At 41.7% G+C, this 14683-nt stretch carries 15 protein-coding genes; 10 read left to right on the top strand and 5 right to left on the bottom strand.

Translation table 11 applies throughout. The annotated features are described in order from the left end of the window. Positions 1-3 precede the first annotated feature (3 nt). The 5 genes from ABIN91_RS09100 (at position 4) to ABIN91_RS09080 (ending at position 2514) form a co-directional block, all read left to right on the top strand. Entirely contained in the window at positions 4-201 is a 198-nt protein-coding gene (locus ABIN91_RS09100; protein WP_348050739.1) for a hypothetical protein, read from the top strand. A 66-nt stretch (positions 202-267) separates the two neighbouring features. Then, positions 268-1320, top strand: coding sequence for an AI-2E family transporter (locus tag ABIN91_RS09095; RefSeq protein WP_348050737.1), 1053 nt, complete (start codon positions 268-270; stop codon positions 1318-1320). Positions 1321-1399: 79 nt separating this feature from the next. Then, positions 1400-1666 carry a YtxH domain-containing protein gene (locus tag ABIN91_RS09090; protein WP_348050735.1) on the top strand — a complete coding sequence of 89 codons (267 nt, stop codon included), beginning with the start codon at positions 1400-1402 and terminating at the stop codon, positions 1664-1666. 51 nt (positions 1667-1717) lie between these two features. After that, positions 1718-2068, top strand: a complete 351-nt coding sequence (locus ABIN91_RS09085; RefSeq protein ID WP_348050733.1) for a phage holin family protein — start codon at positions 1718-1720, stop codon at positions 2066-2068. Further along, complete coding sequence (locus ABIN91_RS09080) at positions 2068-2514, top strand: hypothetical protein (protein ID WP_348050731.1); 447 nt, start codon at positions 2068-2070, stop codon at positions 2512-2514. The genes ABIN91_RS09085 and ABIN91_RS09080 overlap by 1 nt, the downstream gene beginning before the upstream one ends. On the opposite strand, the gene ABIN91_RS09075 is transcribed toward ABIN91_RS09080, so the two are convergent. Then, the gene (locus ABIN91_RS09075; RefSeq protein ID WP_348050729.1) at positions 2511-3449 is read right to left on the bottom strand and encodes a GDP-L-fucose synthase; all 939 of its coding nucleotides are present in this window, start codon (positions 3447-3449) and stop codon (positions 2511-2513) included. The genes ABIN91_RS09080 and ABIN91_RS09075 overlap by 4 nt on opposite strands. An 83-nt stretch (positions 3450-3532) precedes the next feature. On the opposite strand from ABIN91_RS09075, the gene trmB reads away from it, so the two are divergent. The 4 genes from trmB to ABIN91_RS09055 all read left to right on the top strand — a co-directional run bounded on the left by trmB (position 3533) and on the right by ABIN91_RS09055 (position 5566). Then, on the top strand, positions 3533-4183 hold the full coding sequence (gene trmB / locus ABIN91_RS09070) for a tRNA (guanosine(46)-N7)-methyltransferase TrmB (RefSeq protein ID WP_348050727.1): 651 nt from the start codon (positions 3533-3535) through the stop codon (positions 4181-4183). Positions 4184-4189: 6 nt separating this feature from the next. After that, a complete protein-coding gene (locus ABIN91_RS09065; protein ID WP_348050725.1) occupies positions 4190-4534 on the top strand; it encodes an MGMT family protein in 345 nt (114 codons plus the stop codon). Between the two features lie 41 nt (positions 4535-4575). Further along, a complete protein-coding gene (locus ABIN91_RS09060) occupies positions 4576-4926 on the top strand; it encodes a carboxymuconolactone decarboxylase family protein (RefSeq protein WP_348050723.1) in 351 nt (116 codons plus the stop codon). A 67-nt stretch (positions 4927-4993) separates the two neighbouring features. After that, positions 4994-5566: a DNA-3-methyladenine glycosylase I gene (locus tag ABIN91_RS09055; protein WP_348050721.1), complete on the top strand. Its 573-nt coding sequence runs from the start codon at positions 4994-4996 to the stop codon at positions 5564-5566. 3 nt (positions 5567-5569) lie between these two features. Here the strand turns inward: ABIN91_RS09055 and ABIN91_RS09050 are convergent, their stop codons facing one another. Next, positions 5570-6796 carry a hypothetical protein gene (locus ABIN91_RS09050; RefSeq protein ID WP_348050719.1) on the bottom strand — a complete coding sequence of 409 codons (1227 nt, stop codon included), beginning with the start codon at positions 6794-6796 and terminating at the stop codon, positions 5570-5572. Between the two features lie 127 nt (positions 6797-6923). On the opposite strand from ABIN91_RS09050, the gene polA reads away from it, so the two are divergent. Continuing rightward, positions 6924-9734: a DNA polymerase I gene (polA, locus tag ABIN91_RS09045; protein WP_348050717.1), complete on the top strand. Its 2811-nt coding sequence runs from the start codon at positions 6924-6926 to the stop codon at positions 9732-9734. Positions 9735-9877: 143 nt separating this feature from the next. Here the strand turns inward: polA and ABIN91_RS09040 are convergent, their stop codons facing one another. The 3 genes from ABIN91_RS09040 to pepT all read right to left on the bottom strand — a co-directional run bounded on the left by ABIN91_RS09040 (position 9878) and on the right by pepT (position 14615). Next, positions 9878-12058 carry an LruC domain-containing protein gene (locus ABIN91_RS09040; RefSeq protein ID WP_348050715.1) on the bottom strand — a complete coding sequence of 727 codons (2181 nt, stop codon included), beginning with the start codon at positions 12056-12058 and terminating at the stop codon, positions 9878-9880. 273 nt (positions 12059-12331) lie between these two features. Further along, entirely contained in the window at positions 12332-13210 is an 879-nt protein-coding gene (locus ABIN91_RS09035; protein WP_348050713.1) for a nucleoside phosphorylase, read from the bottom strand. A 145-nt stretch (positions 13211-13355) separates the two neighbouring features. Then, a complete protein-coding gene (gene pepT, locus ABIN91_RS09030; RefSeq protein WP_348050711.1) occupies positions 13356-14615 on the bottom strand; it encodes a peptidase T in 1260 nt (419 codons plus the stop codon). Between the last annotated feature and the right edge of the window lie 68 nt (positions 14616-14683).

The following is a 14683-nucleotide window of genomic DNA, read 5'->3' as shown; positions in this document are numbered from 1 at the left end:
GACATGAGCACCGATAAAGCCGCCCAAAGCAAAGATATGGGTGTTGTTAAACACGATATAAAAAACCAGCTCTCAAATATTAACCTGGCGCTTGAGCAGCTACGCTTTGAGGTTCCGGATCAAACCGAAGATTGCAAGTATTACATGGATACCATAATCGCCGGGGTTAAAAACATCAATACCCTTCTGGATGATTTATAGCATTAAAATCCCCCGGAAGGCAAACATTAAAGCTCAATATTAGTTATTCAGGCATACAAATTAAGCATGTCAATTTTTAACTATAAACAACGCAATAACATCATCCTGATAGGTATAGTAATATTAGGATGCGTATTGCTCTTAGCTTTGCGTGGTTTATCAAGTTCTATATTAGGCGCCATTGTTTTATATACCATTTTTAGGCCCGTATACCTAAACCTCACCGAAAAACGACACTGGAATAAACCCCTCGTAGCCGTATTGATTATTATCGTATCGCTCATTCTCATTGTTATTCCGTTCCTATCGCTCAGTATCATGGTTGTCAATAAAATAACAGGCTTAACCAGCGATAATTTCCCTATACACAAATGGCTGTCAGATATTGACGCCTTCGCGGGATCGCATCTTAATCAGCCCCATCTTATCGATAGCATTAACATCTCACAAAAAATAGGCTCCTACGCTGCCGAGCTTTTCCCATCCATATTAGGCAGCGCGGCCGATATATTTTTAACGCTGTTGGTACTTTATTTTCTGCTCTACTTTATGTTTACCCAAAACAAGGGTTTTGAAGCGGGCCTTATTAAGTATGCCCCCTTCCGCGAGCAACATGCTTTAAAATTTGCCGAAGAATTGCGCATCTCAACCTACTCCAATGTATTAGGGCAGGGCATCATATCTATATCGCAAGGTATCCTGTTCGCCGTAGGCTTACGCATTGCCGGGGTTGAAGACCCTGTATTTTGGGGCGTTATTGGTACATTCATCTCCTTTTTACCTGTAGTGGGCGTACCAACGCTGGCTATCCCTTTCGGTGTGATCTTATTATTGAACGGGCACACCTGGCAGGGTATTTTTATCCTGATATGGGGCGTTTTATTTATTGGCTACATTGATCAGTTTTTACGCTTCATCATCAATAAACGCGTTGCAAATACGCATCCGCTAATAACTGTTATCGGGGTTATCATTGGTATTCCTTTATTTGGTATATTAGGCTTAGTATTTGGCCCGGTGCTGCTTTCGTACTTTTTGCTGCTGGTTGAGATATACGAAACCAACCGCCTTGCGGCAGATAGGCTGGAAAGAATACAAACAAACAGCGAATTAGAATAATTTTAAACAATATATAAGCTCAAGGGTTATATTTACCACAGATACGATAATTAAAATACAAACCAAAAATCACAAAACAATGAACGATAACACCAAAGTAGTTGTAGCCTTACTTGCCGGATTGGCAGCAGGTGCAGCATTAGGAATTTTATTTGCCCCGGAAGCGGGTGCGGAAACACGCGACAAATTATCAGATTCACTTAAAAACCTTGGCGACTCGATCAAAGAAACCGCCGCGGCCGAAATTGATAACCTAACCGGCTTAAAGGATAAGATCATCAACAACTTCAAATCAAAAATTGCTGATGCCGAAGAAGAATATCAAGACGACGCTGAACACGCATAAATAATATAAGTCCCGGTTTTAAAGCCGGGACTTTATAACCTACCATCTTTTATGGAAGAACAAAAACAAGAGCAGCCCGGGCTAACCGACCAGCTAAAAGAATACATCGAGACGCGCATTAAGCTGGCACGCTACCAGGCTATTGATAAAGGCACATCCTTTGTAGCCAACCTGGTTACAGAAATTTTTGTGCTGATCTGCATCGGCATGACCTTCTTTTTCGCTACCATAACATTAGCGTTGTTTTTGGGGCATGTATTAAATTCATATTGGATGGGTTTTGGCTGTGTAGCCATTTTGTATTTTGTGTTGGCTATGATAGTTAAGGCCATCAGCAATCAATACATCGAGCCGCGAATCATTAACTTTTTGATCAAAAAAATATTTAAACCCAAAAAATAATGGATGCCGTTATTTACAATATAAGTGATCTAAAAGAAGAGATAGAAAGACTAAAAGCTTCTAAAAGGCTTCAAGAAACCGCTATTAAAAGTCATTTTAATAGCCCGGGTGCAATTTTCCACACCATAACTTCCTTATTTAAACACAACCAGGCTCCGGGCGAATCAAGCGGTTTATTTGGCGCAGGGCAGGATATGGTGAGTTTAATTTCGCGCTTTGTATTGCCTTTTATATTAAACAAAACATTATTCCGCAGCTCAAACTTTATCATCAAAACAGCAGTAGGCTTGCTATCACAAAAAGCATCCGGTTTTATTAATGAGAAGAGTGTGACATCCGTTTGGGATAAGATCCGTTCCGTTATCCCAAATCTAATCCACAAAAACAAAAAGCCGGCAAAACCGGCTGTTGATTACGGCATCCCGCCGGATAGCGAAAGCTATTAAACAGATATCTTTTGTTTTTCTAAAAAATCCTGGTAGGCCAATTTGATGCCTTCTTCCAGTTCAATAGTATGTTTCCAGCCTTTGCTGTGCAATTTTGAAACATCCATCAGCTTACGGGGCGTACCATCCGGTTTTGAAGTATCAAATTTAATTTCGCCCCCGTAACCCACTGTTTTCTTGATCAGCAAGGCAAGGTCCTTAATTGATAGATCCTCACCCGTACCAACATTGATCAAATTAGGCTCATCATAATTCTGCATCAAATAATAACAGGCTGATGCCAGATCATCGGCAAATAAAAACTCGCGCTTAGGCGATCCTGTCCCCCAAATGGTAACCTCCGGCGTATTATTAACTTTAGCCTCATGAAAACGGCGTATTAAAGCGGGCAATACATGTGAGTTTTGAGGGTGATAATTATCGTTATAGCCATATAAATTAGTAGGCATTGCCGATATATAATTACAGCCGTATTGCGCGCGGTAAGCATCGCACATTTTAATGCCCGCAATTTTGGCAATGGCGTAAGGCTCGTTGGTTTCTTCTAATAAACCGGTAAGTAAATAATCTTCTTTTAACGGCTGAGGGGCCTGTTTAGGGTAAATACAGCTCGATCCCAAAAACATCAGCTTTTTAACACCGTTTAAGTATGAGTTATGGATAACGTTATTTTGGATCTGAAGATTATCATACAAAAACTCGGCGCGGTAAGTATTATTGGCAACTATACCGCCCACTTTGGCAGCGGCTAAAAAAACATAGTCGGGTTTTTCCTGAGCGAAAAAATCAGCAACCTGTTTTTGGTCGCGAAGGTCTAATTCACCTGATGTACGTATCACAAAATTAGTAAAACCCTCGCTCAATAATTTACGGTGAATGGCCGAACCCACCATCCCCCTATGCCCTGCTATATAAATTTTCGCTTCTTTTTCCAAAACTCAATCCTTTTGCCCAAATATAAGCAAAGTGCAATATCAATAATAAATAAAAGTTATTTTTGCACTTTTAACAAAATAACGTGGGTAAAGATAAATTAAGACGATTCGCCGAGATAGCCGAATTTAAAAATGTAGCGCAGCTTGATCAAGGCAAACCATACAATGGCAAATGGAGCAATGATTTTTTCAAGAACAATAATCCATTGGTATTGGAACTGGCCTGCGGTAAAGGCGAATACACAGTAAACCTGGCTACTCTGTTTCCGGATAAAAACTTTATCGGGATTGATTATAAAGGTAACCGTATTTGGCGCGGAGCCAAAACAGCTATTGAAGACGGCATTGATAATGTGGGTTTTTTAAGGATTCAGATAGAAACCCTATTAGAGTATTTTGCTCCCGGCGAAATTGATGAGATATGGATCACCTTCCCCGATCCACAGCCTCAACTCAGCCGCGAAAAAAAGCGGTTAACATCGCAACGCTTTTTAGATATGTACAAAGTGGTTTTAAAACCGGGTGGAAAAGTTAATTTAAAAACCGATAATGATGACCTACATGCTTACACCGTTGAAAAGATAGCAGAATTAGGCTTAAACAAACACATCCAAACTGAAAACCTGTATCACTCCGAATACGCGAACGAGATATTATCTATCAAAACCTATTACGAACGTAAATATCTTAAATTTGATAAAAACATCAATTACGTACAATTCTCATTCGATTAATAAACCATGACGACAGAGCCATCATTCTACGATAAGGTTTACGAAGTTGCCCGGTTGGTACCACAGGGCCGTGTAACATCATACGGGGCCATTGCCAAATTTTTAGGTACGGCAGGCACCGCGCGAATGGTGGGTTATGCCATGCTGCATGCCGGCAGTTTGCAGCCACCAGTTCCGGCGCACCGTGTGGTAAACAGTCGGGGTATGCTTACAGGCCGATTCCATTTCCCTACACCAACATTAATGCAACAAATGCTCGAGAGCGAAGGCGTTAAGGTAGAGAATGACGAGGTGAAAAACTTTAAAAAACTACTTTGGGACCCGGCAATTGAGCTGATGAACGGCTATTAATATTCAATCCTTCAAAAACTCAATCCTTCAATCATTATAAAATGGGCAAACTCATCAACGACTTCGAAACCTATCGTACCAAAATGAACGACAGGATAATGGAAACATCCAATACCAACATCAAACGCTTCTTCGCATTAGATACCACCACCTATGCCGATGGCGCCTTAGATGTAAAAACTAAAGAAATGCTGGGCCTGGTAGCATCAATGGTATTGCGTTGCGATGATTGCATCAAATACCACTTAGGCAAATGCCACGAAGCCGGGGTAAAACACGATGAAATGAACGAAGTATTTATGATAGCCAACTTGGTTGGTGGTTCAATCGTAATTCCACACTATCGTAGGGCAGTAGAATACTGGGATGAACTTTGTGAGGCTGATCAATAATTTACTAAAATATTTAGCTTTTTTATTTGATTAGTTTTATCTTCACCATTTCAATGCCGATCAACCAATGAGCCAATCAACTACCGAAAAAACAAGATGCCGCTGGTGCGGAACCGACCCGCTTTATATGGAATATCACGATAAAGAATGGGGCCGCGAAGTTCACGATGATGAAACGCTATTTGAGTTTTTAGTATTAGAATCGGCTCAGGCCGGATTAAGCTGGATCACCATTCTCCGCCGCCGCGAAGGTTACCGCAAGGCATTCGCAAATTTTGATGTACAGAAGGTAGCCAAATTTGATCAAAACGATGTTGACCGCCTTTTGCAGGATGTGGGCATTATCCGCAATAAACTTAAAGTTGCTTCCACCATCCGCAACGCCCAATTATTTATCGAGATTCAAAAGGAGTTTGGCTCCTTTGATAAATACCTGTACGGCTTTATGCCCAATGGCAAATCCATCAACAACAGTAATAATAAAGATCATACTCTCCCGGCCCGAACCGATATCAGCGACGCCATTGCCAAAGACATGAAAATGCGCGGTTTCAAATTCTTTGGCACCACCATTCGCTATGCGCATATGCAAGCCACCGGCATGATTAATGATCATGCTTACACTTGCAGCTTTAAGTAGCCGCTACAGCAATTCAACAACAGTGCCCATAAAACTTTGGCCAACAATATCGCTATCCCAATACATCCTATGCGCCTTAATGCTTATCAGCATTAAATAATCGCTAAATTTTAAAGTTTTAGGGTTTATAGTATCGTATATCACATTTTGAGGTAAAAGGCCATCTTTAATTATCCCTACGTTAGCTTCCGCATTCTTGTTATCGTTCCTGAAATTTGATGATAAAATATCGGTACTCGAGCAAATGTTCACCCATTTATTTAAACTCAGCTTATAGTCCATCCTACCTTTATAAAAGTTAGGATAATAAGTCCTGATAAAATCAAAAGGGCAGCCTACCGATACAAAAGTACTCACCCTATTTATAACCAGCTTTGACGGCGAATGGCCAAACGGGTATAAAAAGTCGAGCGCTATAACACTTCCAAAACTATAGGCGTGAATGCTTATTTCATCTTCCTCCGGTTCCTCTTCGGCTATCTTCTGCAAAAGCATATCCATTTTCCCTAAAATAACCGGTCGGCAAAAACCATATTTCAAATAATTGTGGGCACACAAAAACTCCGTGGTTGATTGATAAAAGGTGTCTTTATAATTGCTGTTAAATAAAAACAAGGCCGAAATAAAAGATTCAATACCCAGGCTTATTGTTTTTACCGATTTTTTGTCCAGCCAGCTTAACATTGCAGGTTTATGTGTGTGTAGCCAGTCTTCAAAGTGCTTAAAATTGCCGTTAGTTGTGTATTGGGCCAATACCGCGCCTGTAGTAGTCAGTATAGCCGCGAAAACAGCAAGCGCGAGCACCATGGCAGATAAGGCAAGTATTAACATCCATATGGTTTGAAACTGCTGTTTCACGCTCATCCCGTTAGGCCCGAACCAACTTCTCACTATCGCAACCAACCTGCCTGCAATGGCAAATGTTACCAGCATGAGCTGCGTAAACTTGTTGCTTTTTTTAAAATTGGTAATCAGTTCGTCGCCATACTTAAATTCGTAAATTTTATAGATAGTCGTGGTTGTTTTGCCATCGGTTTCGGTAATGGTCGCTATATCCGAAAAATACTTGCTTTTGCCACCATATTTGGCTTTGGTAATCTTGATCTCGTATTTAAGCTTGGGGGGCTTATTGTTCTCCAGGGCAATGCGCAGGCGGTTGGCGTAAGCCTCCATCGATAGGTCAGGATTAAAATTATAGCCCAAACCCGGAACGTAAACAATGTGTTTCATGATAATTAAGGTTTAAGGTTACAATGCAAAATTTATCTGCTTATCTTAGCTTAAATAATTTTAAGCACCGCCGCATTGCGGACTTAAATATAATTATAAATATTAAAAAATATCTTCGTAATATATAATGAAAAAGCTGTTTTTGTTAGATGGCATGGCCCTGATTTACCGGGCGCATTTTGCTTTAAGTAAAACCCCGCGCTTTACATCCAACGGTTTAAATACATCGGCGGTAATGGGTTTCACCAATACCCTGCTCGAAGTTTTGCGTAAAGAAAAGCCAACCCACATGGCCGTAGTTTTTGATACCGATGCGCCAACAGAACGCCATACCGAGTTTGCCGATTATAAAGGCCACCGCGAAGCCATGCCCGAAGACTTATCAAAGGCATTGCCCTACATATTTAAAGTAGTTTTAGGCTTCAACATCCCGGTTATTACTTCGGATGGTTTTGAGGCTGACGACATCATTGGTACACTGGCAAAAAAAGCCGAACAAAAAGGCTACCAGGTATATTGTATGACGCCCGATAAGGACTTTGCACAGTTAGTATCCGATAATATCTTCATTTACAAACCCGCCCGTATGGGTAACGATATGGAAATATTAGGCGTAAAAGAAGTATTAGCCAAATGGGAAATTGAGCGCGTTGAGCAGGTAATAGATATTTTAGGCCTTTGGGGAGATGCCGTTGATAATATCCCCGGAATCCCCGGAATAGGAGAAAAAACAGCTAAATCACTGATCAAAACTTATGGCTCGATGGAGAACATCATCGCCAATAGCCATGAGTTAAAAGGCAAACAACGCGAGAATGTTGAGGCTTTTGCCGAACAAGGTTTACTGTCTAAAAGGCTGGCCACCATTAACCTGAATGCTCCGGTTGAACTGGATGAAGCAGGGTTGGAAATGTGCGACCCAAGTCGCGAGCTATTAGAGCCTTTATTTGCCGAGTTAGAATTCAGAACACTTGGCCGCCGTGTTTTTGGCGATGGAACAAGCATTACCGAGATCAAAAACGTATCCATCCAGCACGATCTGTTTAGCAGCCCGCAAGCTCCGGAAGGTACTACTACCATGACACTGGATGTAACCAACATTCAGGAAGAATACACCGCCCCATCAAAAAACATCAACAATACCGAACACCAATACCACTTAGCCGATACCTTTGAAACCCGTGCCGAACTGATTAAACTACTCAGCCAGCAAAAAAGCATTTGCTTTGATACCGAAACTACCGGAACAGATGCTAACCAATGCGATTTGGTTGGATTGTCGTTCTCCATCAAAAAAGGCGAGGCCTGGTATGTTCCTGTTCCTAAAGATTGCGATCTGATCCAACCTATAGTTGACGAGTTTAAAGAGATATTTGAAAACCCCGCGATAGGCAAAATAGGCCAGAATATCAAGTTTGATATGCTGGTGCTCAAGTATTATAACATCACCATGCAGGGCGAATTGTTTGATACCATGCTGGCCCACTATATTATTGACCCGGATACCCGCCATAATATGGACTTGCTGTCCGAAAATTATTTGGGTTATTCCCCCGTGTCTATTACCACATTGATAGGTCCTAAAGGTAAGGGTCAGGGTACGATGAAGGATGTAGAAGTTGATAAAATAAAAGATTACGCCGCCGAGGATGCCGATATCACACTCCAGTTAAAAGAGATTTTTGAACCTAAGCTGAAAGAAGTTAACGGTACTAAACTGGCAACAGATATTGAAAACCCTTTGGTGTATGCTTTGGCTGATATTGAATTTGAAGGCGTACGGATAGACCACGACACGTTAAAAGAATTCTCCAAAGATTTAGAGGTCGATATCAGTAAATTAGAAAAAACCGTTTACGAAAAAGCAGGCGTACGTTTCAACATCGCATCGCCAAAGCAATTAGGCGAGGTTTTATTTGAGAAACTAATGCTTGACCCTAAAGCTAAAAAAACAAAAACCGGCCAATACCAAACCGGCGAAGATGTATTGCTGGCATTAGCTAACAAGAGCGATATTGTTCGGGATATTTTAGATTTTCGCCAGTTACAAAAGTTGAAGTCCACTTATGTAGATGCGCTTCCGCTGATGGTTAACCCCAAGACGGGCCGTGTGCATACCTCCTACAATCAGGCTGTGGCTGCAACGGGTAGGCTAAGCTCTAACAACCCTAACCTGCAAAACATCCCTATCCGTACAGAACGTGGCCGCGAAGTACGTAAAGCCTTCATTCCCCGTAATGAGGATCATATTATCGTATCCGCGGATTATTCACAAATAGAGTTACGCATTATTGCCGAGATCAGCAAGGATGCCAATATGATGGAAGCTTTTGTACAAGGTATCGATATTCACACCGCTACAGCGGCCAAGGTGTATGGCAAAACTTTGGAAGAGGTTGACGGCACTATGCGCCGCAATGCCAAGGCGGTTAACTTTGGTATTATTTATGGGCAATCGGCATTTGGTTTATCGCAAAACCTCAACATTCCCCGCAAGGAAGCCGCCGAAATTATTGAACAATACTTTGCGCAATACCCCGGCATTAAAAACTACATGAACGATACCATGAACTTTGCCCGCGAAAACGGCTATGTTCAAACGTTAATGGGCCGTCGCCGCTACCTGCGTGATATTAACTCGGCCAACCAAACCGTACGCGGCTACGCCGAACGAAATGCTATAAACGCGCCTATACAAGGTTCGGCGGCAGATATGATCAAGATAGCCATGATCAATATTCACCGGGAGTTTAAGGCACAAAAATTTGATTCGCGCATGACGATGCAGGTGCATGATGAGTTGGTGTTTGACGTACACAAAAACGAGATCGAACTAGTGAAACCCATTATATTAGAGAATATGAAGAACGCCATTAAAACCGTGGTACCTATCGTGGTTGAAATTGGCCAGGGCAATAACTGGCTGGAGGCGCATTAAAATCTTCCCACTCCCGCCCTTGAAAGGATAATAGTTAACGAAAAGACATGTTGCTATAGCCCCCTGATCACAGCCGTTCCATATACAACAAAAAAGGCCCTGATAATTCGGGGCCTTTTTTATCTGTAATAAACTAATGTTTATTAGTGGGTGAAAATATTTGCTGAGTTGCGGTAACCTGTAGCCGTATTGCTGTACCAATCGGTATAGCTGCTGCCACCTGCCGCTGCCCAGTCTGCAAAGTGCAGGAACGCTGTGGTGATATCTTTACCCTCACTTACGTAGTTAAACACAACTGGTACATTAATAGCGAAAGGTAAGCCGGCTTTAGTTACATAGTAACGGCTTACAGCTACACTGGTATTATCGTCCTTGGTACCAAATAATGTTGCATCGGCAAGGCTTGTTGGGGTTTTTCCAGAAAGGTGAACCTCGTGTCCGCGACCACTGTTGTAAATGAATGGATTGTAAGCGTCCTGACCAAAAGTGCTCAAGGCTATTCCGCCAGTAATGTTAAAGCTGATGCTGTATGATTTGTATGGAGAGAAGATATCGCCAATTTTAGTATTGTAAGTGGCCATCTCATCTTTCATGTTAGTGAATAATATAACAGTGGCATTAGTTTGGCCCGCTTCAAAAGTTGGGGCCGTAACAGCTGTGCCACCTTTGGTAATAGCCAAACCACTTACCAAACCTTTAGCTACCGGGAACTCAATACCGAAAGCGTTAGTATAATCGCCACCACGTGAATATAATGTATAAGCACCGCTCACGGTAACTACTTTATTAGCAGCGCTGGTTACCAAAGTATAGCTGTAACCAACAACTACGTCGTTCAGGTCAAAGTCACCTTTAACAGGCCATTGGTCTTCGTAAGCTACAGTACCGCTTGCGCCGGTAATGTTATAAGCTTTATCAGCATCGTTAGGGTAAGCGTCTAAGTTATTAGCAACGCCGTCTTTATCGAAATCTTCTACTACCTGGGTGCCGTTACCATCACTATTACAGCCGGTTTTGGCAATGTAAACGCTGTTATCCAGAGTAGCCGGAGAAACGATCTTGCTGTTATATTGGCTGTTGATACCTTGTACAGCATAAACTTGTACGTTTCCGTTCACCGCGCCCGAGTTGTTAAAAATAATAGTAGTACCTGTTATTTTATCTAATGATGTACTGCCATAACCAATTATCTTACCATTAACTATTTGGTTAACAGTTAAAAACTCGGCGCTGTTGTATAAACCTAATTCTACATTATCGTTTAATGTACTTGTACCGTCAACCTTGATCAGGCCATAGTTTTTAACTGTACCTTGATCCTGGTTATAATTTTGCTTAACATATAAGCTACAGTTGTTTATAAATGGGGTTTTATTGGTTTGGAAGTTTTTAGTAACAACCATACTACCATCATTTGTTGCTGTACCGGTAGTACCACCTTGCCATCCACCGGTAATGGTTAATGTTCCGCTATTGTAAAATATCGCGGTGGCGCCATTCATGTTACAGTCGCCATTAATAGTACAAACGCCATAGTTAGAAAAGTGACCAGCATCGGCTCTGTTACCAGGAATAGTTAAAGTACCAAAGTTAGTGATTGATGCGTCGTTGTTATTTAAGTTACCAGTGAAGGTTACGCTTCCGCTTGTAGTAACGATCAAAGCACCATTGCCGCTTAAATTACCGGTAACAGTAACGTTGGTACCACAAACCTTTAAAGTTCCGCCGTTAACGTTACGCAGGCCAACTGTAATATTGTTTCCGGTAACGCTATAAACATCGCCGCTGTTCATATCCAGGTCGCTTTTATTGGCAGTAATGGCAGTACCGCCACTACAATCAGGACTGGTGGGCGCGGTTGCGAATGATTGCATTGCACTTGATTTACCTGTTACAGCGTAAGCAGCATCAACCGATCCAATGGTTAAGTGAATATCCGAAGTGCCTGCAGCAACTTTTTGAACGATGGTTGAATTATCCGGAGATGTTTTTACTACATATAATTGTGTAATAGTAGTTGGAACATAAACGGTAGCAACAAAATCATTTACTGATGTTGCGCCGCCTTTTGTTAATAAATGCCCGGTGGTGTAGGGATCGCCATCATACACAGCAATAGAGTGTGTTGTAGCAGCGCCAAAACGTGTATCTGTTATTTTAACATCTACATTTAAATTTCTTGAGCTTTCCCAGGTAAAACCTGCAGGTACCTTAACATCGTTAAGCGAAGTAACAGCAGTATCAATATTGTTGTTTTGATCTTTTTTACAAGAAACCACTGCAAATGAGCCAAATATCGCAGCAATTAGTAAGGTTTTTTTCATGGTGATTATAGATATATTTATTCTTTGGGTATTAATAGTAAGTGTATACGCTGGCTAAAAGGCAAAAGTTATACCGAACTACCGACAAACATTATTATGTGCCTTATACGCTTATAATGATGATTTCGCATTATAACGGATAATTTTAATTCCCCAAGTTGGGAAATTTTTTACGCGCCAATTTGCGAATTGGCATAATTTTCCCCAATGTTAGTAATTTTAGCCGGTTTTTATACTAACATTCAGCGCTTTAGTGGCAAAAGTGTGGAAAACCTAAGCTCTTGTAAGGATCTCTAAGGTTTTTGAAATCAGGCTATCCATCGTACCCTTACCATCTTTAGAAAACTCACCAGTTATGCGGTTCGCCATTATAGCGTTCAAACTTAACAGGTGGTGGCCCATCAATTTCCCTAAGCCATATAGCCCCGCGGTTTCCATTTCAAAGTTGCTAATAATGTTGCCTTCGTAATTAAAATGGGTAAGGCTGTCAATAAAGCCGGGGTTGCTTAAACCCAAACGCAACACCCTTCCCTGCGGCCCGTAAAAGCCAGGGCAAGTAACCGTGATGCCTTTATGAAAACCCTGATCAAACTGTTTTAACAGATCCGGGCTGCAAGCGCTTATATAAGGGGCCGATACCTTGGTGCTTAACTTAGTTTGCACAGCAAAGGCTTCCAACATATCCAGTTCGGTGCGGCTGGGTTGATTATCATAAAAATTAAGCAGGTTATCAATGCCCAAACCATGAGTCGACACCAAAAAACTATCCACCGGAATATCTTTTTGTAATGATCCCGAAGTACCAATGCGTACAATATTGAGTTGCACAGGTTTAGCATTTACCTTGCGGGATTTAAAATCAATATTCACCAAAGCATCCAGCTCATTCAGCACAATATCAATATTATCGGTACCAATACCGGTTGATACTACCGATAAACGCTTTGTGCCAATGTATCCCGTATGGGTAACAAACTCGCGATGCTGGCGCTTAAACTCAATCCTGTCAAAGTGATCGCTAACTTGCCCAACCCTGTCCGGGTCGCCAACGGTAATAATATCTGTAGCCAACTCATCCGGATGCACATCCAAATGGTATATAGAGCCACGCTCGTTAATAATTAATTCTGATGCAGCTATTTGATCGCTCATAGGTATATGATAAAAAAATGTCATTTCGAACCGAAGGGAGAAATCTTTTATGAGCGGCTTTTTAAGCGATAAGTATACCTAACGCTCGCAAAAGATTTCTCCTCGTACCTCGTTCGAAATGACAAGGGGTTTTAAATATTATTGGTTAACTCTTCTCTTCCCAAATCTCGCCCAAATGCAAAATGGTTTCTACCGCTTTATGCATATCCTGTACCGATACCCACTCCTGCTTACCATGAAAAGCATGTTCCCCCGCAAAAATATTAGGGCAGGGTAAGCCCATAAATGATAAGCGCGAACCATCCGTACCTCCACGTATGCTCCTTAATCTTGGCTCCATGCCTGCGCGTTTAAGCGCTTCCATAGCATGGTCAACAATATGTGGGTGTTGGTCAAGCATTACTTTCATGTTGCGGTACTGAGCCTTAACCTGTAGCTCATAAGTAGCGCCGGGGAAAGCAAGCAATACATTGTTGGCAATTTGTTTAATGGTATTGGCATGCTGTATTAATTTACCCTCATCAAAATCTCGGATAATAAAATCAATTGCAGCCTGCTCCACCTGCCCTTCAATACCAACCGGGTGTACAAAGCCCTCCTTGCCCGAAGTTCCTTCCGGCGATAGGTTGTGCGGCAAGGCGGCTACAATTGCTCCGGCAATTTTAATAGCACTCTGCATTTTACCCTTAGCAAAACCAGGGTGCGCGCTAATGCCATTAATGATCAACCTTGCCCCATCTGCCGAAAACGTTTCGTTCTCCATGGTACCCGCGCTTTCGCCGTCAATGGTGTATCCCGCGTAAGCGCCTAATTTTTTAATATCAACCTTATCTACACCACGGCCAATCTCCTCATCCGGAGTAAATAAAATGCGGATAGTGCCGTGCTTAATTTCGGGGTGATTCATCCATTGGTAGCACGCATCCATAATTTCGGCTACGCCTGCTTTGTTATCCGCGCCAAGTAAAGTGGTTCCGCTGGCGGTTATAATGTCGTTACCTATCTGGTTTTTCAGGTCGGGGTGCTCACTCATGCGCAATACCTGGCTGTTATCATCGGGTAAAACCAGGTCCTGGCCCTTGTAGTTTTTGTGGATGATGGGTTTCACATCCTGCCCGCTACAATCGGGCGAAGTATCCATGTGCGAACAGAAACAAATTATAGGTACATTTGGCTTTGCAGTATTAGCCGGAATGGTTGCGTAAACATAACCAAACTCATCAAGGTGAGCATCGGCAACACCAATTTCTAAAAGCTCATTAACCAGTATGTAACCCAGGTTTTTTTGTTTTAAAGTTGATGGTTGCGATAAAGATGCGTGGTCTGACTGGGTATCCACAATTACGTAGCGAAAAAAACGTTCTACTACAGAAAAATTAAGATCAGATTTTTTAAAAGAAGTCATGATATTAACAAATGAAACTTTATTTTTGGTAAACATAGGCAAAAAAAGTTTGATGATGTTTTAACTAT

Origin of the sequence: Mucilaginibacter sp. (assembly GCF_039921305.1) — a bacterium.
GTDB lineage: Bacteria > Bacteroidota > Bacteroidia > Sphingobacteriales > Sphingobacteriaceae > Mucilaginibacter.
This window is presented reverse-complemented; position numbering and strand designations above follow the sequence as displayed.